This window comes from Enterobacter cloacae complex sp. OE43NF (assembly GCF_023544405.1).
In the GTDB taxonomy this organism is placed as follows: Bacteria; Pseudomonadota; Gammaproteobacteria; order Enterobacterales; family Enterobacteriaceae; genus Enterobacter; species Enterobacter cloacae.
Genome location: NZ_JAMJFW010000019.1, coordinates 19,398 through 39,558 on the forward strand (window position 1 = coordinate 19,398; position 20,161 = coordinate 39,558).

Below are 20,161 nucleotides of genomic sequence, written 5' to 3' on the forward strand. Positions count from 1 at the left end.
ATCATAACGTCTATCCCGCCTCGGCGGTGGCAGCTAACACCTGTGATAGTCAACGCCGGAGATCAGCACCGGCCACCACAACCCAATCACGTTAGGACCGTGATACGGCAGTACCAGGCAATGCGTGTAGCTTTGGCGGTGGCAGTTGCTCCCACTTCTGACCACCGCCCTTTTTACAGCAGAACGCCATTCCGATGACGTTGCACTGTAAACCCGTAACTGCCAAGGAAGGCACTCCGTTGATCATTCGCCCGGTTCGTCCGGGCATTTTTTTAAGGTGATGAGAATGAAATTTGGTGAAGCTCTTGAGGCAGTTAAATCCGGCGCAAAAATTTATCGCGAAGGATGGAATGGCAAAGGTCAGTTTGTCATTAAAGCAGGCGGATATACAGTCAGCGAACCTCGACCAGGTAGTGACTATGCTAAGGCTGGAATTACTGGTGAATTCACTATCGCGCCACATCTCGACCTGAAAAACGCACAGGGAATTATGCAGCCTGGTTGGGTTCCATCTCAGGGTGATTTGTTCGCTGATGACTGGCTGGCAGAACCAGCAAAATAACGCCGTGACATGTCACAATCAGCCCGCCGATGCGCGGGCTTTGTGTATACTGCCTGAATGAGATTAACGGGAACCGAATATGCAAGAGCAACACTTCTCACACGAAAACGAGTTGTTAGCAATGGCGCCGCTTAACGCTGATGGTGACCAAGAGCTTTTCACAAAGCAACGTGTTCACCTTACTGGTGCGGGATACGTGCAGTGGGATTTCATCCTTCCTGATGGTATTGACTGGCATTTTACCCAGGAAAGCATCTACCTCAGAAGCAATCTTCAACTGAAGGAATTTAAAGAATTTATCCGCGATGAGCTGAGGCAAATCATTGCCAAGAGATAGGTTCCGCCGTGTAACCAGCTGGCAGTAAAAACCACAGATTAGTGGTTTTTCTCCAGCTCGGACAGAACCTATTTTGTCTGTTTGTTTCATCGAACAAGCCCGCTAATGCGGGCTTTGTTATTTCCACGGGTCGTAATCTGTGACCGCTTTCCCCTGCTGACTCTCCTGCCCAGGGATGCGCAGGCGCTTCGTGACCGGGAAAGCAAACGTCAGCAGCAGAGCGTCACCTTTGCCCGGCGAGCGGCCCAAGCGCTCTTTGATATCTTCCTTCGGCTCAATGACTATCTTGCCGTCCACCCTGACTTTGTACTCTGCCGCCGACAGGTCGTCCGCCGTCTCCTGATCGTCCAGCGCTCCGCCAAGCTTCAGCCACGTCTTGCAGCTGTTGAACATCTCTCCGCGTTTGTTGAGCATCTGAGGGTCTGTCGAGCCGCCACCGAACGGGATTAGCTGCCACGTCCGGCCCCAGCCGTCGCCGATGGACTTCAGCCCGGTACCGTAACCAAAGTCGATAAATACCGCGTCAGCCTGGTACTGGTCTTCAAAGTCGGCGATGCGCTTCGCCATAATCAGATCATCGGTGGTCTTGTTGCCTGTCCATAGCACTTTGCTGTGCAGCCCCTGGCGCAGGTATATCACCGCGTCATCCACGCCGGAATACGCCGGGTCGACGCCGATAATAACCGGTGCGTGCGCCACCTGCGAAGCGGTCACCACCCGCTTCATTGCTTCGTCAGTGAGGCCGGTCGGAATGAACTGCAGCTCAGACGCGTCAGGGAAGATCCCCCGCACACGGACCTTCACGAAGTCGCTGTCCTCGCCGTAGTCATCCACCCATTTCTGGAGTTGCTGTTTGTTCGTTCCTTCCACGGTGCGTGAATCAATCTGCGCGCATTTCCAGCGGTGCTTGTATTTGCGGAAGCATTCGCGGAAACGCCCGGTGTTACGCGTAGGGTTACCGAACGCCACCCATATGATTTCGGTGTCCTCATCGGTCAGCGCACCTTCCGCAACCTCCCACACCAGATCGGCAATGTTGGAGGCTTCATCGAATACCACGATGATACGCTTGCGCTCGTTGTGCAGGCCAGCGAACGCCTCTGTGTTGTGCTCAGACCACGGTATAGCGTCAGCGCGCCAGCGTTTATCGTGGCCAGGGTCGTTGCTGTACATCGCCGTGGCGGTGCAGGTGAACCACTCTTTCGTGATAGCCAGGTTCGACCATTTGATGATTTCCGGCCAGGTCTTGGTGCGCAGCTGGTTGTCGGTGTTGGCGGTCACCACCACCTTGCAGTCCTCGCAGGTGGACATGCCCCAGTTGATTAGCATCGAGATGAAAGCGGATTTGCCGATACCGTGGCCGGATGCTCGGGCCAGCATCAGCGGCTGGTGACGTGTCGCAGGGTTCTGAAGGTGATCCCGTATCTCGCGGAATGCGTCTGCCTGCCATTTACGAGGACCGGTGGCGTGCGCCAGCTCTGTACCCTCCTCGCCCCACGGAAACGCATACAGCGCGTAGCCCAGCGGGTCATACGTGAACGAGGCAATATCCTCGACGAGCTGCTCTTCCGGCGACATGGCTGCGGCTGTCATTCTTCACCACCAGCCTGTTTCTTAACGCGGTCACGGGCTTTCGCCATGCGGTCGGCGATGGTGACGGTGCCGGAAACCTCCAGGCGCTCTTTGAACGCATTGACGTCGACGTGCTTACCAATCAGCTCGAGGTTCTTCACCTTGTCCGGCCACTTCACCTTCTTCAGGATATGCTCGACATCCTCAACAGACAGATCCGCCTCGCCATTCTCTTTCTGCAGTGAGGCCTGAGTCGTCTTGATGGTAGCGATATCCATCGCACTGAGAGATGTACGCCAGACCTTCGGCCATTCCGCAATTGGCTTCATCCCGCCGTCGTCGTTCAGGATATCCAGGACATCCATCTGGTCGATCTCCACCAAGCGCATGAGGACGTAGTCAGCACTGACGCGCATGCGCTTGTTGCGCTCCTCCATCAGTTCAGCGATTCGTTTCTGGACTCGTTCATCGCGCATATTCTGGCTGGCAAACTTAGCCGCTGTATTGGGAGAGTACCCGGCATTAATCGCCGCCTGAGTCTGATTCTCCGGGCACTTGATGTATTCCTGGCAATAAGCCTCCTTCATAACGCTGAGAGGCTCAAATTGCATTGATTTGCGCTTATGCGGTTTTGGTGTTGCGGACATAATTACCACCTGAGTAATTTTATTACCATGCAGGTAATACTATCACGCCCGCGCAGATGTTACATGACTGGTATCGGATCGCCTTCCTGACGATCAACACGGTTGAGGAAATGGGTAACCACACCATGCACTGTCGTATCGTCCAGCGCATCGCCTTCCAGCGCTTCACCGTCAGGAGTTATCAGCGCCTTGCCCTGCACCACGGCAAACTCTGTTCGGCCGCAATATGAAATCAGCACAGTGTCACCCGCATCTGGTTTGAGTGAAACGTTAAAGATTGCGTAACCGGAAGAAGTCTCAATGGTGCGGCAGTTTCCGTCGTAGCCGCACAGGCTGGTGATGGTAAGGCGGGATTCTGCGTAGTCTGTTGCCGGAGATTGAAAGCCCATAATGGAACCTCACATAAAAATACTGTACATTTAAACAGTATAATCATGTGAGGATTTAGTCAATACGCCGTGACAGGTCACACCGCAAGTTTCGTTTCATGCCAGCCCTGCGTTACCCAACAAGCCGAATCGCCGGCGCATGGGCAGGACTTCACCGGCAGGCTGTCGCCACACTTGCCGCACTGGTTGGCGCTGATAGCTTTGATGCGACCGCGTACCCGGGCATCATCCTGGCGGATAAGCAGAGCAATGTACTCGCTCAGTTCGTATGGCTCGCGGCCCGGGCGGCGATCCGCGCAGTTCCGCGCCAGCATCTCCATTTCCTGCTCGTCGAGCACCAGCTCCAGCTTGCGCTCACCGGCTTCCGCCTGACGGGCACGCTGCGCTGCTTTGCGTTCTGCTGCGGTTTTAGCCATTGCCCTTTCCACTGAAGTCTAGCCAAGCCAGCCAGGCACAGAATCCAAAAAATGATATAACCAGGACGCTGAATACGACTACAAAACCCCAATCCATTAATATCTCCCCACCGCAGCGCGGTTCTCTTCCCAGGTCCGCTCACGTTCCAGGCGCATCGTTTCACCGTGTTTCAGCGCGTACAGGCGATTTTCCATGTCAGAGTTTGCCGCCATGCAGATAACCGACCACTGCTCAGGCGTGAACGTGAAAAGCTTCTCACCGTCTTTCAGCACAATGCAGTTCTTTGCATCATCGCGGAACACGCAAATATCATCCATCACCCCACCTCTCTGAGTTTAAGTTCATCTGCCACTGACTCTGGCACCACCACCGGCATCGGCACGCGGATAACCAGCTTTTTGAGTCTGTCGATTTCGCCGGCTAACTCCAGCAGGCGGGCGTGGCAATCCTCTACCTCTTCGCGCCACCATGCCACATCTGCCTTAAGGCGGCGCAAGCGCCGCTGTTTTAGTTTGCTCACCATGGCAGCCACCCTATTTCCTGAACTGCTGCGTATACCAGCAGCACGAACATTACTGCATCGAATGGGTTAGGCATTGGGATTACCTTTTGGCCGAAGAATGTGGATCGTCATACCGCTTTCGGTAGTAATAACCACTCTCTGACCAGGCTCGATATCTGCCAGCCTGAACGCCTCGTAAAACGAGTCCATAGCCAGGGTTTGCTCGTCCTTGCGATTCCACAATCTCCAACCGCGGCGAAGCAGTACTCCTATTAACCAGCTATACGCTTTTGCGACCATGTAAAACCATACGATCAACAGCGTTGCGAAAAATAACCAGTCCGTCGCGCTGAATTCTCTGAATGCGTCCATCACTTCACCTCCTGCTGCGGTGCTGCTGGCTGAATTACCTCCTGCAGGGTGCGGCTTAATTGCTCTCGTAACTGCTGACATCCCTGATATTTAACTGCTGTATCACGGAGTCTATTCACCAGTTCTCTGAAAATATGCGGAGGCAACTTGTAAGCCGTCGTTACAGGTTCAACCATATTGTTGGAGTCACCGGAATGGTCGACCATAGCGAGCTTATCCTCGGTATGGTTGGTTATCGCTTCCTGAAAGCGTTCAAGCTCCACGTACTCCTGACATGACCACCCGCCATCAATAAAATCGCGAGCTTCAACAGCGTCGAAAGTGAATGATGTTTCGCTGCCAGTTGGTGAGGTTAAGCCGAACAGGTCTGCTACCGGCTTAAACTGTGTGGCTGGAATATTTTCAGGAATATTTTGTTGTCGATTTTGTTGCTCGGCACCCTGAAGCATGGCGGCGAATTCCTTCATTCCTGCATCATGCTCAGCACGCTGTTCCGGTGTCATAGCTTCAAGCTCTGCGTAATGTTCTGCGCGACGCTGCAGGGCACCCAGCATTGTTTTTGTCGGAACACCCTTACCAAACCGTAACCCAGGCTCCAGCATCACCGAACATGGCAAGACGTCAGGGTAATCAGGTACAGATACCGGCGCTGGAGGGGCGGTGTAGACAACGCTTTCAACCCAATGTGCACCATCTTCATTGCAATGGCACTTCGACTCTAACGGCTCGTCCAAACCTTCGGCACCACACCCGCTACAGGTAAAGAGTTTGCGGCTTTTAGCTTCCATCGATGCCAGCGCGATACGCAGAGCTTCCAGCATGTTGATGTCGTCTTCGTCCCAACCGAACGGTATTTCATCTCGCATGTTTTCGTTCTGGCTAATGGCCTTCTGCAGCCATTCTTTGGTAATAGTGCTCATGATGCCTCTCCTTTACCGGATGCGGCGATCATCTTGATTCCATGCTTGGATAGCTCTTTGTTTACAGAATCAATATGGCAATAAGCGCCACTTTTGAACTGAGAGCCTTGCTTGAAGTCGAAGAACGAATATGGAGGCAGATTAATTTCACGCGCCTCCAGCTCAGCAATCCGCCTCTCTGCTTTCTCTGCCCTGTCTCGCTCACGCTGAAACATCTTGTGGGTAGTGTCTATTGCTACAAGACGTGCAGCAGAAACCGTTTGTACGGATTCCAGCTCATCCAGCAGCGCCAGCACAGCATCAGGCGTCGCTTTGTCGTGGAAGTTGTCAGCATCACAGCCCCAGTCATCCGTCGTCTTTGCATGCATCGCAGCCTTACGTAATGCGCGTTTGTCGAAGTTGCTCATTGGGCGGCCTCCTGGCGAAGTTGGGCAGCTATGTCTTCGAGTACTCCATCAGCGAACGAGCGATCGAAATCCCCCTCTGGCGCGTCAGCCATAAACTCTGTGGAAGTTAGTATCATTCGTGCGATGTCCGCAGCGTTCCTTGCGGTGTCGTCGATAAATCCGGCATCCCATGCAGCAAGCATTCGATTAGCAACAAAGTAAGCACCTTCTTCGCGAGCTTTTGATTGCACTCCAGCCAGGAAAGCTTCGGTAGCTGGGGTTTTCGGGAACATCTGCGACTCCTCAGCATTGACGTAAGAATCACAAACGTCGCTACCATCGCCATCATATGAATAACAGCTCTGAGAAATGAACGACTTCAGCCCCGCATTCTCCGCAGCCAGCGCCGCGCATCTGGCTTGCAGTTCGGAGAACTTATCAGCCACTGATTTAGGCCCATCTTCGCCACAGGCCTTCATCATTGCCGTTTCCCAGACCCGCTCATTCGCAAGCGCGGCATCACAGAGACGTCGCGATCTGTTCAGTTGCTCTTCAAGTTCTTCATAACTCGGTTTCATCTTTACCCCCGCTTACCCGTATAAGTTATTGATTACGTTGATATCTAAAAGGATCGTCGATTCAGAACGTTTCGCAGTTCCAGCCACCACCTTTGCTTTTTGGTATTGGCTTGAGCGCTCTGAACGTGAACGGGTACATGTCGGCGGCGACCTTGATTTTTACCCTAGCGTCGTCAGTCCATAACCCTTTCACTTCGTGCAACTCCATCTCACCGGTGGTGAGCATTACTGCGAAGTCCGGCGTGTAGAACGTGTTGTCAGCCAGTCGCAGCTTGATGCCTTCGAACTTGTACCAGGCTATGACAGTGCCGGTGATGCGCTTCAGGTGCTCGGCATAAGCCTCTTCCGTCTTGTTCATCTGGCCTGTCTTGAGTCGACCAAGAGCCTGTAACTGCTTTCTCATGATTTACCCCTTAGGTAATTTAAATCCACATTAGAGTTAAAATCAATAGCTATGCGCATATTTTGTTACCTGCAAGGTAATTGTACTGGCGTAAAAAAATGCGCTGCCGCGCCGGTGCTTCTGCTTTACTACTTCCCTTTCCCGTATTGCCTTGAAAACCTTTCCATATCGAAATCAATCGTGGCCCTGTAATCCCTGAACAGTCCACATTTCCCGTGACGTATTACCTCTCCGCTCCTCTCTGCGTCTCTGAAATATTTCTCTACAGTGTTGAGGTGGAGGCCGAGAATCTCTGCTGCCTGCCTGGTTGTTATCCTACCGCGCTCTTTTGCAGCGGTTATGATCAGCCTGACGGCTGCCTTACGTTCTGAGTACGTGTTTGGTCTTGCCATGGAAACCTCACTATGTAGCCTGGTAGCCCCTGAATCCCTGTGGTATGGCTTTGTCCGGCTCCGGAACGTCGTTGATATCCCTTCGCTGCTGCTGGGCGACTGGCCTTGACCTGGACTGCTGCACGCTTCTCGCCAACTTCTGCTGCCACTGGTCGTGATGGAATGACTTACCCTCCGCCTTCCAGTACGTGATGAAGTCTGCCAGCTCGAACGGCGTGATCTCCGCCTTCAGGTTTATGCCCCATTGAGAAGCTCTCCTGATGAACTGCGGATCCGGATTCCAGTTGTCGTGCATCTGGAATTTACCAAACTCCCCCATTCCACCCGGAGCAACGTAGCCATTCAGCATCGCGTTTTTCGCATCCGGATCTGGTTCACCGCCACCAGCAGAGTTATCCACAGGTAAATTTTGCTCGCCCCCTATGTGGGGTTTATCTTTTATATCTTCTCTTCTCTTCTCTTCTCTGGTCCGCTTTTTGTCCGCTTCTGATGCGGACGCTTTGCGGACGTTTCTCTTCCTGTCTGCGTCCTGTGCGCGACGCTTGGCAGACTGCCCGTTATGGGCTTCAAAGCGCGGCATTACTAGGCTTTCGCCATTTTCTTCGAGCCATCCAACGGCCATCATTGCCCGGGAAAATCCAGGGAAGCCGATCAGGTCGTCGAGAGTGTCCGCGCTGTATCCGTCAAGCAAACCGTCAACGGAGTGGACATCGAAAAGACACCATGCGGAATGTAGTCCGCCAACTATCCGCAATCTGTCCGCTTTCAATGCGGACGCCATGCGGACAACTTTTGGGTGCGTGTGCAGGTCGGCACGCATCTTGATCCAGTCACCGGCCATATAAACCTCTCAAATTTCGAAAGCCAGTTGGGGAGTGAAACGGTCTCGTTTTTCGTCGTACTGCAACGAGCTGGCGCTGTTGTATGCCTCTATGCGCTCTACCAGAACAGCGGCGCGGGTTTCTTTGCTCGCCGGCGCGTAAGCTGATTTATCCCATGCCTTATCAATCCCTATATTCCTCGCAACGTTTGTGCTGTCAGCTGACGACAGGGGGATATAGCGGAATATATCGGCGTTCAGCATGCGCAGGCCGTGAAGCTTCGTTATTGGGTAGCCGTTTTTGTCTACAACATGCTGGATGAGATCGCGTAACTTTGCCCGGCATGAGCGCGGGCGCTTCGCGTCGTATTCACCCATGCTGCCGATGCATACACGAGGGAATTCGTGACACAGACGGATGAAGCGCTCGTCAGGCTCGTTGAAGTGATACACCGGAGCGCCGACTACTTTGCCGTGCGGCCACTCCGCGATTAGCGCGTCGTTCTCTTCACTGGTCCCGCCGATCACGTCAGGGATAACAGCAAAAGCAAAGCGAGGGTGATTCATCCAGCGGCCTACAAACGCGTAGTAGTCATTCCAGTTAACAACGCGATTTTTCGTCCAGAAGCTGAATGCGCCGTTATCCAGCGCAAAAGACTGAGTTACCTCGCTGGCAAGGTTTAATTGCCCTGGGTTGGCGAAGCTGATAAATGCATGACGGCCTTTCCATGCTTTCAGTGCGCATGTGTCAGGGGTTATTGGTCCTCCGTGGTAATGGATCATGCATTCACCCTGGACCGTTTAGCCTCTTTCATTTTTTCTGAGCGCAGCTGCTGCTGGCGTCGCGCCCGCTCGTTGTTGCACTTAACGCATTCACCGCTGAGGGTGTATCGCTCGCTGTCATGCCCGTGAATGCACTTCTTGCCGGTGTAGAACCTGGCGAGACCCATTTCGAGAGCTTCACGCTGTGTTAATCGCTTCATTTGCACCTCTCTTTGAAATTTATCTTTGGTAATTTTGTGCGATGGCCGAAAAAAGATCAACCATATTCGGATCATTATTACCTGAGAGGACTGAATAGATATGAAAAGACCGCCAGAAGGCGGCCTGATGGGGTTTGGAAGGAGGCTTTATTCGTAGAAGAAGATAGCCAGCTCAGGCTTAGTTCTTACCCATCCGCGTTGTTTGCATGCCTTAAACAGCCCATTCATCAATGTCTTACCGGGCATTTTCCGACGACCTGTAAGATGCGTCTGGATGTAGTGGCTGGTCGTTCCGGCCTCGTCAGCAAAGGCATTTCGCTCGTCAGGAGTGAGTTGCAACCAGTGTTTTTTGAAGTCGAATTTTTCGTTCTCGCTCATAGCTATTGCCTGATATTAATTTCAGATAACAAATATTCACCCAGAAGGTAATAAAAATCAAGGTTTGTTACCTGCCGGGTGCATTTACCTGTGAGGTAAATTCGCTTTTAATTGAACCACTAACTAATTCATATATGAGGCGAATCACCAGAGCATGAAAAGTATTCAGGATATCCGCAGGCAGAATATTAACGATATCATCGACCGTGACTTTAACGGGGTGCAGACTCGTCTGGCGGAAAAACTGGGAACTCAGGCAAACCTGGTGAACCGCTGGGCCCGCGGGCAGAAGGTTGTCGGCGATACGGTGGCGCGCAAGATTGAGAAGGCAGCGAACAAGCCGTCGAACTGGCTGGACGTCGACCACTCATTATCTGCTGTTGCCATCCCCCAGGAGGAGATCACCCCTTCCGATATCGGTCAACTGGCGGCGCATAATCTCGAAGCGTGGATGCAGAACAACCGCGACCTGTCGTCGCAGGGTAAGGTGTCGAAAGCGTCCGGCGTTGCCCAGGCGACAATCCAGCGCATGCTGAACAATGAGGTTAGCGTTTCTATATCCACCCTGGAGGCGATCGCCAGCGCTTTCGGGCGCCGCGGCTATGAGCTGCTCATCCATCCCCGCGACCCGGCGACCATCCATTACGACCGGGCCCGCTACGCATTGTTACCTGAGAGCGAGAAAAGCAAGATCGAGAGCTACGTAGATTTTGTGATTGTTCAGAACGGTAAAGCGCAAGAGTAAAACCATAAATTTCAGATACTAGGCCGCCATTGAGCGGCTTTTTTATTGCCTGCATAATTACCCCACGGGTAATTTTTTATAATCATACCTATTGACTTCAAACCACATAAGGATAATTATTACCTCAACGGTAACACTGAGGTAACGAATTATGCAGTGGAAAATCATCAACGGTTGGTACTGCGTTACGGCGTGCGGGGTGATGAGCACCAAGTGCCGCACTCTGCATGAGGCCATCAACTGGGCGTTTGTCACCAAGATGGCAGTAAAAACTGAAATGGATATGGGGGTGAGCAAGTGAACATCCAGCAGATTAATAACCTGAAAAAAATCATGACCAGCATCGACAGCGACTACCAGCTGAGCCAGTTGCACTACGAGCGCCAGGTAGAGCTGATCGACGCAATTAAGCACCACCAGCTGCAGGAACCTTTCTATGCGCTGGAGCGCAAAGGCGTGCGCACCGAGATTCTGGAAGAGCTGATGATGAGCCCGGAATTCGAAGAGGCACTCGCAGCATACCAGGCCGCGCTGACCAGCATCATCGCGAAGTGGGATCTGGCTGACCAGCTGGACACGGCGAGGAACGCGGCATGAAACCTGGCATTTATTTCGACATAAGCAACGAGGATTACCACGCCGGAGACGGCGTGAGTAAGTCGCAGCTGGATATGGTGGCACTGAGCCCGGCCCTGTTGCAGTGGCAGAAATCCGCGCCGGTTGACACCGAAAAGCTGAAGGCGCTGGATATGGGTACTGCCCTGCACTGCCTGCTGCTGGAGCCGGAAGAATTCGATAAGCGTTTCATAGTGGCGCCGCAGTTCAACCGCCGCACGACAGCAGGTAAAGAGGATGAAGCCGCATTCCTGAATGATGTTGCTGGAATGGGCATGACGGTGATGGATGCTGAGCAGGGCCGCAAGCTGAAACTTATGCGCGACAGCGCGATGGCACACCCTGCGGCGCGCTGGCTTCTGGAAGCTGAGGGATTCTGTGAAGCATCGCACTACTGGACGGATCCAGAGACTGGAGAACTGTGCCGCATTCGCCCGGACAAGCGCCTGAAGTATCACCCTGCGCTGCTGGACGTGAAGAAGGTTGCAGACATGGAGCGGTTCGCCCGCCACGTAGAGGAATTCCGGTACCACGTTCAGGACGCCATGTACCGCGAAGGCGCGCAGCAGACCACCGGTGAGCCGCACGGATTCTTCTTCCTGGCAGTGAGCGAAACCATCGACTGCGGCCGCTATCCGGTGCGCGTGTTTGAGCTTGATTCGCCGGATGTTGACGCCGGGCACGCACTGTTCCGCCGGGATCTGAATACCTACCACCAGTGCCGGGAGTCAGGCGACTGGGGTGGATTTGAAATTATTAAACGCCCTGAGTGGGCACGCAAACAGGATATGTACGTATGAGCAACGACATCGCAATCACATCGCAGCCTGGCGCTACCGTTGGCACCGCCGCGGCAATCTTCAGCCCTGAGGGTATGGACCGCCTGGTGCGTTTCGCAACCCTGATGGCTGACAGTAAAGCCACCGTTCCGGCGCATCTGGCAGGAAAACCTGCTGACTGCCTGGCCGTGACCATGCAGGCGGCGCAGTGGGGGATGAACCCGTTCGCCGTGGCGCAGAAAACGCACGTTGTTAACGGAACGCTGGGCTATGAAGCGCAACTGGTGAACGCGGTTGTGTCTTCTTCCAATCTTCTGGCCACCCGTCTGAATTATCGCTGGGATGGTGACTGGTCGAAAGTTAACGGGAAAACCGACAAATCGCCGAACCTGACAGTAACCGTGTGGGCGACCCTCAAAGGCGAATCAGAACCACGCGAACTGACAATCAGCATGGCCCAGGCCGGAGTGCGTAACTCCCCTCTCTGGGAGCAGGACCCTCGCCAGCAGCTCGCATACCTGTGCGTTAAACGCTGGGCTCGCCTGAATGCTCCTGATGTCCTGCTTGGCGTGTACACCCCTGACGAATTGCAGGAAACGGCACCGCGCGTTGAACGCGATATCACGCCGACACCTGCAACCGCGTCCGGCATGAACAAGCTGATCAACTCCAAGCCTGAGCAAAAGCAGGAAGAGAAACCAAAGAGCAGCGATGACCGCGATCCAGAAGAGATTCTGTGCGCTTTCACTGACGCAGCGATGAACTACAACACACTGAAGGATCTGGATAACGCCTACAAATACGTCGCCAAAAAGCTCGCTAACGATGATGAACGCCTGGCTAAAGCTACTGACGTGTACACCATCCGCCGCGATGAGCTGAACGAAGTCCCTATGTAATCACCACCGTGGCGCCACGGCGCCACACCTGCAACCAAGAGAGGTATTTATGAAAGGTGCATTGAGTAAGAAAAAACTCCTTGAGGTGGTGCCACTGTCATGGAGCACGATTGACCGACTGGAGCGTGATGGCGAATTCCCGAAACGCTGGTACATCACCGATGGGAAAGTGGCATGGACCCAGGAAGAAGTGGAGAAGTGGCTTGACGATCGCAGGAAGAACAGCCCGGACGAATTCCAGGGAAAAAAGCCACCGGTTGAGCTGCGGAAGTATCGGCCTGTGAAGGGTGCTGCCGTGAGTGCAGCAGCATGACGGCGCTGAAGAAGCATATCAGCAGATGGTCAGATGTGTACCTGTATCTGGCCGTGGTCGCCTACCTGATGTGGCTGGCGGCGGTAATCAGTTGAGAGGACTCTGGGCATGAGAAAATTAACCCGCCTTGAAAAATATCACATGAACAAAGCATCGCAGCGCGGAACTGAAAAAGTTGTGGCAGTAACCCCGGAAGCAATGGAGATCGAAAGCCGCGCCATCGAGCGCGAGCGCCGCGGTCATTATCGCATCGCGGCCCGCCTCTGGCTCCAGTGCCTGGATGCGGCCGTTGGTGAAGTGGAACGCGCCCGTATCGCGGTGCGCCGCCAGCAGTGCATAACCAAAGGGAACCGCACGCCGCACCTGGACTACAGCGGGATCGGATGTCGCGGGGTGGTGTATGACTAATCCGCACGACGGGATCACCGTGGGCAGTGTCACGCTGCCCTATTCCATCATTCGCCGCGGATGGGTAGCACCAAGCGGCGACGTTATCAGAAACCCATTGAAGGCTCAGCGCCTGGCTGAGCTGATGAACAGTAAGAAGGTGGCGGAATGAAATACGGAAGCGTGTGCAGCGGCATCGAAGCAGCCAGTAAAGCGTGGGAACCTCTTGGCTGGAAACCTGCCTGGTTCTCTGAGATAGAACCCTTCCCCTCAGCTGTCCTCGCCCATCACTGGCCGAAAGTAACCAATCTTGGCGACATGACCAAAATCGCCGATGCGGTACGAGATGGTGAAGTTGAAGCGCCTGATGTTCTGGTCGGTGGCACGCCTTGCCAGGCATTCAGCATCGCCGGCTTACGCGAAGGTCTGTCTGATGACCGCGGGCAGTTAACCCTCTCTTACGTGGAATTAGCCAATGAAATCGACGCAAAGCGCCGCGAACGCGGTGAACCAGAAGCAATCATCGTCTGGGAAAACGTCCCCGGCGTGCTCAGCAGCAAAGACAATGCCTTCGGGTGCTTTCTGGCAGGACTTGCCGGAGAAAGCAGTGAATTGCAGCCAGCAGGGGGAAAATGGACGCACGCAGGTTGTGTGTCTGGACCAGAAAGGGTTATTGCCTGGCGCGTCCTTGATGCTCAATTTTTCGGAGTGGCCCAACGACGCCGCCGTGTGTTCGTTGTCGCAAGTGCTCGAAAAGGATTCGATCCCGCAGCGGTACTTTTTGAGCTCGACAGCGTGCGCCGGGATTCTGCGCCGCGCCGAGAAACGCAAAAGGCTGTTGCCGCCCTTACTGCACGAGGCGTTGGAACGTGTGGCGCAGACGACAATCAGGCACAAGCTGGACACCTGATTGCTTTTGGCGGTGGCAATACTGCCGGTCATATTGATGTGGCGACCGCCTGTACCGCGCATGGAATCAGGTTGGATTTTGATACTGAGACTTTCGCAGTGCACGGTACGCAGGATCCAGATACCAATTGCGAACTGGCGCACACACTTGGCCGCAACAACGGACAAGAAAACGCCTGCATCGCATTTAGCTACAAAGATAATGGCGCTGATGCTACGTCGGATTTATCGCCAACGATTCGTGCAGGAAACCACGATAAAAGCCACGCTAACAGCGGCCAGCCGCCAGCTATTGCGTATGCGTTCAAGGCCGGACAGGGTGCGAAAGCGGGTGGCATTGGTTATGCGGAAGAGCAATCACCTACATTAACCAGCGCCAGCAGCGGAACCAACCTTGCACCGGCGGTAATGCATGGTGTTGCCGTGCGCCGACTTACTCCGATTGAGTGCGAGCGCCTTCAGGGCTTTCCTGATAATCACACTCTGATCGGCTGGCGCGGGAAGGATGCTGATGAATGCCCGGACGGGCCACGCTATAAAGCCATCGGAAATAGCATGGCAGTACCGGTTATGCGTTGGATTGGTGAGCGCATCGCCGCCGCGCTGCCAGGCGAGAAGACGAATGGTGATTATGGTGGAAGTAAAACCCCGCTCGACCAGCGAGACCTCTGGCGCACTCCACCAGCCCTCTTCGCTGCCCTTGATGCTGAGTTTTGCTTCCAGCTGGATGCCGCCGCGGCGCAGCATAACGCACTGTGCCGGAATTTCATCACCGCCGAGCAGAATACGCTGGAAACGCCATGGTCTGATTACCTGAATGTGCCAGGCTACGTCTGGATGAACCCTCCGTATAGCGACATTACTCCATTCGTAAAAAAAGCCGCCGCCGAGAGCGCAAATCAGATCGGCACGGTCATGCTGGTCCCGGCAGACACATCGGTTGGCTGGTTTAAGGAGGCGATACAGACTGCCAGCGAGGTTCGCTTCATCACCGCCGGACGGCTGGCATTTATCAACCCAGTCACCGGTAAGCCGGTCAGCGGCAACAACAAAGGATCCTTACTGCTCATCTGGAAGCCATACCCGAGAACGCATTGCGAGTTTACAACGGTTGAACGCGATACTCTTATGGCATATGGCAATTCACGCCTGGCAAGACGGGAGGCAGCTTAATCCTTTCCTTCCATCCACCTCTCAAACTTAGACGGGGAGAAAGGCACCAGATCGGTGTGCTCCCCGTTAATCCAGGCATCAACCATATCTGCCCACTGCTGCAACATATAGGCGCGCTGCCGGGCATACTCCGCTTTGTTGTACACCGCGCGAACGCCCTTCAGCTCGTGCGCCTGCGCTTTCTCTATCCAGTCTGACGGGTAATCAGCTTCGTGCAGCAGCGTGCTGGCCGTGCGGCGCAGGTCATGCACGGTGAAGCCCTGTATCTTTTCGCAGTCTTTGTTTATGGCCTCTACGGTCCGGTCTATCAGCGAGTTCAGTGCGGCATTCGATAATGGCTTGCGGAAGTTGTAGCGCCCTGGAACCAGGTATTCACTGCCGCCAGCACACATCTGCAACCCCACCAGCAGATCCTGCGCCTGCTTCGGCAGATAAATCACATGTGCGCGCCTGGCCTTCATTCGGTCGGCGGGGATCGTCCATGTCCAGTTCCTGAAATCGATCTCCTGCCACGTCGCGTAAGTGAATTCGCTTTTGCGAACCAGCGTCAGCAGTACCAGCTTCAGCGCCATCTTCATTGTGCCCATCGCGCCGACGTCATCCAGCGCTCGGAAGAATATGCCGATCTCCTCAGGCGACAGTGTCCGCTCGCGCGCCTTAAACATGGCAATTGATGATGGCTTAATGTCGGCCGCCGGATTGAACAGGCCGTGCCCGCGGTCATTTGCGTACCGATAGACGCTGCTGATTATCTCCCTGACCTGAATCGCCGTCGCCCGGCCGCCACGCTCGACGATACGATCGCAAAGGTCGCGCACCACTCTGGTTGTTATCTCAGTCATCATCTTGTTGCCGAGCGCCGGGAGAATATCCCTGTCGATCACTGCCTGCTTCATGGCGCGGGTGCTGTCTGCCAGGGTGACATATTTCATATAGGCGTCGGTATATACCGTGAATGTTTCGGCCCCGGCGATCTGCCTGATACCGTCACGTTTCGCCGCAGCAGGCGACTGGCCTGACTTCAGCAGCTTTTTGGCGGCAATGAGTTCCTCGCGCGCTTCGGCAAGGCTGATACCGTCACGACCGTACTGGCCGATAACCAGCGTTTCCCGGCGGCCATTAATGCGGTAGTCGTAGCGGAACGAGACAGAGCCTGACGTGAGCACGGCGACATACAGCCCGTCACGGTCGGAAACCTTATACAGTTTCTCCTGCGGCTTCAGGTTTTTCAGTTTGGTATCAGTAAGCACAATTCACCCGTAATGCATCCATTTTTTTGTCGGTATGAGAGTATACCTTTCGGGTAATACCGTCACCTGTACCGTCGAAAAATGTGGTGTAGAGTGAATAGATATGAGTAGATATAAACAAAAACCCTCTGTGATTACAGAGGGTTAGAGGAGAGATTGAATAGATATGATGTGCTATGAACTAGCTATACATCATTCCCACTCAATCGTAGCCGGTGGCTTACCGCTGATGTCATACACCACGCGGGAAATACCGTTCACTTCGTTGATGATGCGGTTAGACACACGGCCTAAGAAGTCATACGGCAGGTGCGCCCAGTGCGCGGTCATGAAGTCGATGGTTTCCACCGCACGCAGGGAAACAACCCAGTCGTACTTACGGCCATCGCCCATAACGCCGACGGAGCGAACTGGCAGGAACACGGTGAACGCCTGGCTCACTTTGTTATACAGGTCAGCTTTGTGCAGCTCTTCGATGAAGATCGCGTCCGCGCGACGCAGCAGGTCGCAGTACTCTTTCTTCACTTCGCCCAGCACACGCACGCCCAGACCCGGCCCCGGGAACGGGTGACGGTAGAGCATGTCATACGGCAGACCCAGTTCCAGACCGATCTTACGCACTTCGTCTTTGAACAGCTCACGCAGCGGTTCAACCAGACCCATCTTCATCTCTTTCGGCAGGCCGCCCACGTTGTGGTGAGATTTGATGACGTGTGCTTTACCGGTTGCGGATGCCGCAGACTCGATCACGTCAGGGTAGATTGTGCCCTGTGCCAGCCACTTCACGTCTTCCAGCTTCAGCGCTTCTTCGTCGAACACTTCCACGAAGACGCGGCCGATGATCTTACGTTTGGCTTCCGGATCGTTGACACCGGCCAGCGCGTCCAGGAAGCGCTGTTCGCCTTCCACGTGAACGATGTTCAGACCGAAGTGGTCACCAAACATGTCCATGACCTGCTGGGCTTCATTCAGACGCAGCAGACCGTTGTCCACGAATACGCAGGTCAGGTTTTTACCGATAGCGCGGTGCAGCAGCATCGCGGTTACGGAGGAGTCAACGCCACCGGACAGGCCGAGAATGACTTTGTCATCGCCAACCTGCTGACGGATGCGCTCAACGGCGTCGTCGATGATTTTAGCCGGGGTCCACAGCGCTTCACACTGGCAGATATCGCGCACGAAGCGCTCCAGCATGCGCATACCCTGACGGGTGTGAGTCACTTCCGGGTGGAACTGCACGCCGTAGAAGCGTTTCTCTTCGTTCGCCATAATCGCGAACGGGCAGCTTTCGGTGCTGGCAACGGTCACGAAGTCGGACGGGATAGCGGTCACTTTATCGCCGTGGCTCATCCACACGTCCAGCAGCGGTTTGCCGTCTGCGGTCAGGGAGTCTTCGATACCGCGCACCAGCGCGCTGTCGTTCACCACTTCAACCTGTGCATAGCCAAACTCACGCTCGTTAGAGCCTTCTACGTGGCCGCCCAGCTGCATTGCCATGGTCTGCATACCGTAGCAGACGCCGAATACCGGCACGCCCGCTTCGAACACATACTGCGGCGCACGCGGGCTGTTCTCTTCGGTGGTGCTTTCCGGGCCGCCGGACAGGATAATGCCGCTTGGATTGAATTCGCGAATCTGTGCTTCCGTGACATCCCACGCCCACAGTTCACAGTAAACGCCCAGTTCACGCACGCGACGCGCCACCAGCTGAGTGTACTGAGAACCAAAGTCCAGGATGAGAATGCGATGTTTATGAATGTTTTCCGTCATTGACGCTAATTCCGAGGCAAGTGAAACAAAAACAGAGCGCCCGGCATGAGCCGGGCGCGGAAACTTATCAGGAGCCCAGACGGTAGTTCGGGGACTCTTTGGTGATCGTCACGTCGTGAACGTGGCTCTCCTGGATACCCGCACCGCTGATGCGTACGAATTCCGCTTTAGTACGCAGCAGGTCAATGGTACCACAGCCGGTCAGACCCATACAGGAGCGCAGGCCGCCCATCTGCTGGTGAATGATCTCTTTCAGACGGCCTTTATAGGCAACGCGGCCTTCGATACCTTCCGGCACCAGTTTGTCAGCAGCGTTATCGGTCTGGAAGTAACGGTCAGAAGAACCTTTAGACATCGCGCCCAGAGAGCCCATACCACGGTAAGATTTGTAAGAACGGCCCTGGTAGAGTTCGATTTCACCCGGGGATTCTTCAGTCCCTGCCAGCATGGAGCCAACCATCACCGCGGAAGCACCTGCGGCGATCGCTTTAGCGATGTCGCCAGAGAAGCGGATACCGCCGTCTGCGATGACCGGAATACCGGTGCCTTCCAGCGCTTCAACCGCGTCAGAAACCGCAGTGATCTGTGGAACACCTACACCGGTCACGATACGGGTTGTACAGATGGAGCCAGGGCCGATACCCACTTTCACCGCGCTGCAACCTGCGTCAGCCAGCGCGCGAGCACCTGCGCCCGTCGCCACGTTACCGCCGATGATCTGCAGATCAGGATATTTCGCACGGGTGTCGCGAATACGCTGCAGAACGCCTTCGGAGTGGCCGTGGGAGGAGTCAATCAGCAGCACGTCAACGCCTGCGGCAACCAGCGCATCAACACGCTCTTCGTTACCGGCACCTGCGCCAACCGCAGCGCCAACGCGCAGACGGCCATGCTCGTCTTTACAGGCGTTAGGTTTACGTTCTGCTTTCTGGAAGTCTTTAACGGTGATCATACCGCGCAGGTGGAAGTTCGCATCCACAACCAGCGCTTTCTCAACGCGTTTTTCGTGCATTTTTGCGAAGACGACATCACGCGCTTCACCTTCACGCACGGTCACCAGACGCTCTTTTGGTGTCATATATACGCTAACCGGCTGGTTCAGGTCGGTCACGAAACGCACGTCACGGCCGGTGATGATACCCACCAGCTCGTTCTCTTCGGTCACCACCGGGTAACCGGCAAAGCCGTTACGTTCGGTCAGGGCTTTCACTTCGTGCAGGGTGGTGGTTGGCAGAACGGTCTGTGGATCGGATACGATGCCGGATTCATGCTTCTTCACGCGGCGAACTTCTTCCGCCTGACGCTCGATAGACATGTTTTTGTGAATAAAGCCAATGCCACCTTCCTGTGCCAGGGCAATAGCCAGGCGCGCTTCAGTCACGGTGTCCATTGCCGCAGAGAGCATAGGAATGTTCAGGCGAATGGTTTTCGTCAACTGCGTGCTGAGATCGGCAGTATTCGGCAGAACGGTGGAGTGAGCGGGAACGAGGAGGACGTCGTCAAACGTCAGTGCTTCTTTAGCGATACGTAGCATGGGCAATATCTCTGACCTGGGTGGTTAAATATTGCCGTGGCATTATACAGAGCGTAACCGATTGCATCCACACTTTTTTATAAAAAAACCTTGCACTCACCTCTCAGCAGGTTACTATCGACTGAATAA

30 protein-coding genes and 1 pseudogene are annotated in these 20,161 nt (G+C 54.5%); 12 read left to right on the forward strand and 19 right to left on the reverse strand.

The window, feature by feature from the left end:
• The first annotated feature begins 286 nt into the window (after positions 1-286).
• Together M8370_RS11055 and M8370_RS11060 are read left to right on the forward strand one after the other, a co-directional pair.
• Positions 287-562 (forward strand): DUF2829 domain-containing protein, encoded by a 276-nt coding sequence (locus tag M8370_RS11055; protein ID WP_250021023.1) that lies wholly within the window; start codon positions 287-289, stop codon positions 560-562.
• Between the two features lie 79 nt (positions 563-641).
• On the forward strand, positions 642-899 hold the full coding sequence (locus M8370_RS11060; protein ID WP_147692017.1) for a hypothetical protein: 258 nt from the start codon (positions 642-644) through the stop codon (positions 897-899).
• Positions 900-1,016: 117 nt separating this feature from the next.
• On the opposite strand, the gene M8370_RS11065 is transcribed toward M8370_RS11060, so the two are convergent.
• From M8370_RS11065 to M8370_RS11140, 16 genes are all read right to left on the reverse strand, one after another.
• Positions 1,017-2,492 (reverse strand): terminase, encoded by a 1,476-nt coding sequence (locus M8370_RS11065; RefSeq protein WP_250021024.1) that lies wholly within the window; start codon positions 2,490-2,492, stop codon positions 1,017-1,019.
• Complete coding sequence (locus M8370_RS11070) at positions 2,489-3,118, reverse strand: terminase small subunit (protein ID WP_250021026.1); 630 nt, start codon at positions 3,116-3,118, stop codon at positions 2,489-2,491. Before M8370_RS11070 ends, M8370_RS11065 begins: the two co-directional genes overlap by 4 nt.
• Positions 3,119-3,177: 59 nt before the next feature.
• On the reverse strand, positions 3,178-3,507 hold the full coding sequence (locus M8370_RS11075) for a hypothetical protein (protein WP_250021028.1): 330 nt from the start codon (positions 3,505-3,507) through the stop codon (positions 3,178-3,180).
• A 77-nt stretch (positions 3,508-3,584) separates the two neighbouring features.
• Positions 3,585-3,923 (reverse strand): hypothetical protein, encoded by a 339-nt coding sequence (locus M8370_RS11080; protein ID WP_250021030.1) that lies wholly within the window; start codon positions 3,921-3,923, stop codon positions 3,585-3,587.
• A gap of 96 nt (positions 3,924-4,019) precedes the next feature.
• Positions 4,020-4,241: a hypothetical protein gene (locus M8370_RS11085; RefSeq protein WP_250021031.1), complete on the reverse strand. Its 222-nt coding sequence runs from the start codon at positions 4,239-4,241 to the stop codon at positions 4,020-4,022.
• Positions 4,241-4,447, reverse strand: coding sequence for a hypothetical protein (locus tag M8370_RS11090; protein WP_250021033.1), 207 nt, complete (start codon positions 4,445-4,447; stop codon positions 4,241-4,243). Before M8370_RS11090 ends, M8370_RS11085 begins: the two co-directional genes overlap by 1 nt.
• A 66-nt stretch (positions 4,448-4,513) precedes the next feature.
• Entirely contained in the window at positions 4,514-4,798 is a 285-nt protein-coding gene (locus tag M8370_RS11095; protein ID WP_250021055.1) for a DUF4752 family protein, read from the reverse strand.
• The gene (locus tag M8370_RS11100; RefSeq protein ID WP_250021034.1) at positions 4,798-5,718 is read right to left on the reverse strand and encodes a hypothetical protein; all 921 of its coding nucleotides are present in this window, start codon (positions 5,716-5,718) and stop codon (positions 4,798-4,800) included. Before M8370_RS11100 ends, M8370_RS11095 begins: the two co-directional genes overlap by 1 nt.
• Positions 5,715-6,125: an ead/Ea22-like family protein gene (locus M8370_RS11105; RefSeq protein ID WP_250021036.1), complete on the reverse strand. Its 411-nt coding sequence runs from the start codon at positions 6,123-6,125 to the stop codon at positions 5,715-5,717. The genes M8370_RS11100 and M8370_RS11105 overlap by 4 nt, the downstream gene beginning before the upstream one ends.
• Positions 6,122-6,586 (reverse strand): ead/Ea22-like family protein, encoded by a 465-nt coding sequence (locus M8370_RS11110; protein WP_250021062.1) that lies wholly within the window; start codon positions 6,584-6,586, stop codon positions 6,122-6,124. The genes M8370_RS11105 and M8370_RS11110 overlap by 4 nt, the downstream gene beginning before the upstream one ends.
• Before the next feature lie 157 nt (positions 6,587-6,743).
• Positions 6,744-7,085, reverse strand: coding sequence for a PDDEXK family nuclease (locus M8370_RS11115; protein ID WP_250021038.1), 342 nt, complete (start codon positions 7,083-7,085; stop codon positions 6,744-6,746).
• A gap of 128 nt (positions 7,086-7,213) precedes the next feature.
• Entirely contained in the window at positions 7,214-7,477 is a 264-nt protein-coding gene (locus M8370_RS11120; RefSeq protein WP_100229734.1) for a DUF977 family protein, read from the reverse strand.
• A 10-nt stretch (positions 7,478-7,487) separates the two neighbouring features.
• Entirely contained in the window at positions 7,488-8,318 is an 831-nt protein-coding gene (locus tag M8370_RS11125; RefSeq protein ID WP_250021040.1) for a DnaT-like ssDNA-binding domain-containing protein, read from the reverse strand.
• 9 nt (positions 8,319-8,327) lie between these two features.
• Positions 8,328-9,080 carry a hypothetical protein gene (locus tag M8370_RS11130; protein WP_250021041.1) on the reverse strand — a complete coding sequence of 251 codons (753 nt, stop codon included), beginning with the start codon at positions 9,078-9,080 and terminating at the stop codon, positions 8,328-8,330.
• Positions 9,077-9,280 (reverse strand): hypothetical protein, encoded by a 204-nt coding sequence (locus tag M8370_RS11135; protein WP_250021043.1) that lies wholly within the window; start codon positions 9,278-9,280, stop codon positions 9,077-9,079. Before M8370_RS11135 ends, M8370_RS11130 begins: the two co-directional genes overlap by 4 nt.
• A 147-nt stretch (positions 9,281-9,427) precedes the next feature.
• Positions 9,428-9,658 (reverse strand): hypothetical protein, encoded by a 231-nt coding sequence (locus M8370_RS11140; protein WP_032634928.1) that lies wholly within the window; start codon positions 9,656-9,658, stop codon positions 9,428-9,430.
• A gap of 154 nt (positions 9,659-9,812) precedes the next feature.
• On the opposite strand from M8370_RS11140, the gene M8370_RS11145 reads away from it, so the two are divergent.
• The 10 genes and pseudogenes from M8370_RS11145 (at position 9,813) to M8370_RS11190 (ending at position 15,478) form a co-directional block, all read left to right on the forward strand.
• Positions 9,813-10,403 (forward strand): helix-turn-helix transcriptional regulator, encoded by a 591-nt coding sequence (locus M8370_RS11145; protein WP_202774530.1) that lies wholly within the window; start codon positions 9,813-9,815, stop codon positions 10,401-10,403.
• A gap of 151 nt (positions 10,404-10,554) precedes the next feature.
• Positions 10,555-10,704: a hypothetical protein gene (locus tag M8370_RS11150; RefSeq protein WP_169804820.1), complete on the forward strand. Its 150-nt coding sequence runs from the start codon at positions 10,555-10,557 to the stop codon at positions 10,702-10,704.
• A complete protein-coding gene (locus M8370_RS11155) occupies positions 10,701-11,000 on the forward strand; it encodes a hypothetical protein (protein WP_250021044.1) in 300 nt (99 codons plus the stop codon). The genes M8370_RS11150 and M8370_RS11155 overlap by 4 nt, the downstream gene beginning before the upstream one ends.
• Positions 10,997-11,818, forward strand: coding sequence for a PD-(D/E)XK nuclease-like domain-containing protein (locus tag M8370_RS11160; RefSeq protein ID WP_250021045.1), 822 nt, complete (start codon positions 10,997-10,999; stop codon positions 11,816-11,818). The genes M8370_RS11155 and M8370_RS11160 overlap by 4 nt, the downstream gene beginning before the upstream one ends.
• Positions 11,815-12,696, forward strand: coding sequence for a RecT family recombinase (locus M8370_RS11165; protein WP_250021046.1), 882 nt, complete (start codon positions 11,815-11,817; stop codon positions 12,694-12,696). The genes M8370_RS11160 and M8370_RS11165 overlap by 4 nt, the downstream gene beginning before the upstream one ends.
• Positions 12,697-12,745: 49 nt before the next feature.
• The gene (locus M8370_RS11170; RefSeq protein WP_045345490.1) at positions 12,746-13,009 is read left to right on the forward strand and encodes a helix-turn-helix transcriptional regulator; all 264 of its coding nucleotides are present in this window, start codon (positions 12,746-12,748) and stop codon (positions 13,007-13,009) included.
• Between the two features lie 108 nt (positions 13,010-13,117).
• Positions 13,118-13,417: a PerC family transcriptional regulator gene (locus tag M8370_RS11175; RefSeq protein ID WP_040117969.1), complete on the forward strand. Its 300-nt coding sequence runs from the start codon at positions 13,118-13,120 to the stop codon at positions 13,415-13,417.
• Positions 13,410-13,568, forward strand: coding sequence for a DUF1317 family protein (locus M8370_RS11180; protein ID WP_250021047.1), 159 nt, complete (start codon positions 13,410-13,412; stop codon positions 13,566-13,568). The genes M8370_RS11175 and M8370_RS11180 overlap by 8 nt, the downstream gene beginning before the upstream one ends.
• A pseudogene (locus M8370_RS11185) lies at positions 13,565-14,887 on the forward strand (DNA cytosine methyltransferase); the annotation flags it as partial. The gene M8370_RS11180 and the pseudogene M8370_RS11185, both read left to right, overlap by 4 nt.
• Positions 14,876-15,478, forward strand: a complete 603-nt coding sequence (locus M8370_RS11190; protein ID WP_250021064.1) for a phage N-6-adenine-methyltransferase — start codon at positions 14,876-14,878, stop codon at positions 15,476-15,478. The pseudogene M8370_RS11185 and the gene M8370_RS11190, both read left to right, overlap by 12 nt.
• Here M8370_RS11190 and M8370_RS11195 read toward each other — a convergent pair.
• From M8370_RS11195 to guaB, 3 genes are all read right to left on the reverse strand, one after another.
• On the reverse strand, positions 15,475-16,728 hold the full coding sequence (locus M8370_RS11195; RefSeq protein ID WP_250021049.1) for a tyrosine-type recombinase/integrase: 1,254 nt from the start codon (positions 16,726-16,728) through the stop codon (positions 15,475-15,477). The genes M8370_RS11190 and M8370_RS11195 overlap by 4 nt on opposite strands.
• 192 nt (positions 16,729-16,920) lie before the next feature.
• On the reverse strand, positions 16,921-18,498 hold the full coding sequence (gene guaA / locus M8370_RS11200) for a glutamine-hydrolyzing GMP synthase (protein ID WP_013098264.1): 1,578 nt from the start codon (positions 18,496-18,498) through the stop codon (positions 16,921-16,923).
• Between the two features lie 67 nt (positions 18,499-18,565).
• Entirely contained in the window at positions 18,566-20,032 is a 1,467-nt protein-coding gene (gene guaB, locus M8370_RS11205) for an IMP dehydrogenase (RefSeq protein ID WP_013098265.1), read from the reverse strand.
• Positions 20,033-20,161: the final 129 nt, after the last annotated feature.

What these genes read in the sequence shown, in the direction of transcription:
- M8370_RS11055 (WP_250021023.1), top strand. Translation starts at nt 287, where the DNA reads ATGAAATTTGGTGAAGCTCTTGAGGCAGTTAAATCCGGCGCAAAAATT.
- M8370_RS11060 (WP_147692017.1), top strand. Translation starts at nt 642, where the DNA reads ATGCAAGAGCAACACTTCTCACACGAAAACGAGTTGTTAGCAATGGCG.
- M8370_RS11065 (WP_250021024.1), bottom strand. Translation starts at nt 2,492, where the DNA reads ATGACAGCCGCAGCCATGTCGCCGGAAGAGCAGCTCGTCGAGGATATT.
- M8370_RS11070 (WP_250021026.1), bottom strand. Translation starts at nt 3,118, where the DNA reads ATGTCCGCAACACCAAAACCGCATAAGCGCAAATCAATGCAATTTGAG.
- M8370_RS11075 (WP_250021028.1), bottom strand. Translation starts at nt 3,507, where the DNA reads ATGGGCTTTCAATCTCCGGCAACAGACTACGCAGAATCCCGCCTTACC.
- M8370_RS11080 (WP_250021030.1), bottom strand. Translation starts at nt 3,923, where the DNA reads ATGGCTAAAACCGCAGCAGAACGCAAAGCAGCGCAGCGTGCCCGTCAG.
- M8370_RS11085 (WP_250021031.1), bottom strand. Translation starts at nt 4,241, where the DNA reads ATGGATGATATTTGCGTGTTCCGCGATGATGCAAAGAACTGCATTGTG.
- M8370_RS11090 (WP_250021033.1), bottom strand. Translation starts at nt 4,447, where the DNA reads ATGGTGAGCAAACTAAAACAGCGGCGCTTGCGCCGCCTTAAGGCAGAT.
- M8370_RS11095 (WP_250021055.1), bottom strand. Translation starts at nt 4,798, where the DNA reads ATGGACGCATTCAGAGAATTCAGCGCGACGGACTGGTTATTTTTCGCA.
- M8370_RS11100 (WP_250021034.1), bottom strand. Translation starts at nt 5,718, where the DNA reads ATGAGCACTATTACCAAAGAATGGCTGCAGAAGGCCATTAGCCAGAAC.
- M8370_RS11105 (WP_250021036.1), bottom strand. Translation starts at nt 6,125, where the DNA reads ATGAGCAACTTCGACAAACGCGCATTACGTAAGGCTGCGATGCATGCA.
- M8370_RS11110 (WP_250021062.1), bottom strand. Translation starts at nt 6,586, where the DNA reads ATGATGAAGGCCTGTGGCGAAGATGGGCCTAAATCAGTGGCTGATAAG.
- M8370_RS11115 (WP_250021038.1), bottom strand. Translation starts at nt 7,085, where the DNA reads ATGAGAAAGCAGTTACAGGCTCTTGGTCGACTCAAGACAGGCCAGATG.
- M8370_RS11120 (WP_100229734.1), bottom strand. Translation starts at nt 7,477, where the DNA reads ATGGCAAGACCAAACACGTACTCAGAACGTAAGGCAGCCGTCAGGCTG.
- M8370_RS11125 (WP_250021040.1), bottom strand. Translation starts at nt 8,318, where the DNA reads ATGGCCGGTGACTGGATCAAGATGCGTGCCGACCTGCACACGCACCCA.
- M8370_RS11130 (WP_250021041.1), bottom strand. Translation starts at nt 9,080, where the DNA reads ATGATCCATTACCACGGAGGACCAATAACCCCTGACACATGCGCACTG.
- M8370_RS11135 (WP_250021043.1), bottom strand. Translation starts at nt 9,280, where the DNA reads ATGAAGCGATTAACACAGCGTGAAGCTCTCGAAATGGGTCTCGCCAGG.
- M8370_RS11140 (WP_032634928.1), bottom strand. Translation starts at nt 9,658, where the DNA reads ATGAGCGAGAACGAAAAATTCGACTTCAAAAAACACTGGTTGCAACTC.
- M8370_RS11145 (WP_202774530.1), top strand. Translation starts at nt 9,813, where the DNA reads ATGAAAAGTATTCAGGATATCCGCAGGCAGAATATTAACGATATCATC.
- M8370_RS11150 (WP_169804820.1), top strand. Translation starts at nt 10,555, where the DNA reads ATGCAGTGGAAAATCATCAACGGTTGGTACTGCGTTACGGCGTGCGGG.
- M8370_RS11160 (WP_250021045.1), top strand. Translation starts at nt 10,997, where the DNA reads ATGAAACCTGGCATTTATTTCGACATAAGCAACGAGGATTACCACGCC.
- M8370_RS11165 (WP_250021046.1), top strand. Translation starts at nt 11,815, where the DNA reads ATGAGCAACGACATCGCAATCACATCGCAGCCTGGCGCTACCGTTGGC.
- M8370_RS11170 (WP_045345490.1), top strand. Translation starts at nt 12,746, where the DNA reads ATGAAAGGTGCATTGAGTAAGAAAAAACTCCTTGAGGTGGTGCCACTG.
- M8370_RS11175 (WP_040117969.1), top strand. Translation starts at nt 13,118, where the DNA reads ATGAGAAAATTAACCCGCCTTGAAAAATATCACATGAACAAAGCATCG.
- M8370_RS11180 (WP_250021047.1), top strand. Translation starts at nt 13,410, where the DNA reads ATGACTAATCCGCACGACGGGATCACCGTGGGCAGTGTCACGCTGCCC.
- M8370_RS11190 (WP_250021064.1), top strand. Translation starts at nt 14,876, where the DNA reads ATGCGTTGGATTGGTGAGCGCATCGCCGCCGCGCTGCCAGGCGAGAAG.
- guaA (WP_013098264.1), bottom strand. Translation starts at nt 18,498, where the DNA reads ATGACGGAAAACATTCATAAACATCGCATTCTCATCCTGGACTTTGGT.
- guaB (WP_013098265.1), bottom strand. Translation starts at nt 20,032, where the DNA reads ATGCTACGTATCGCTAAAGAAGCACTGACGTTTGACGACGTCCTCCTC.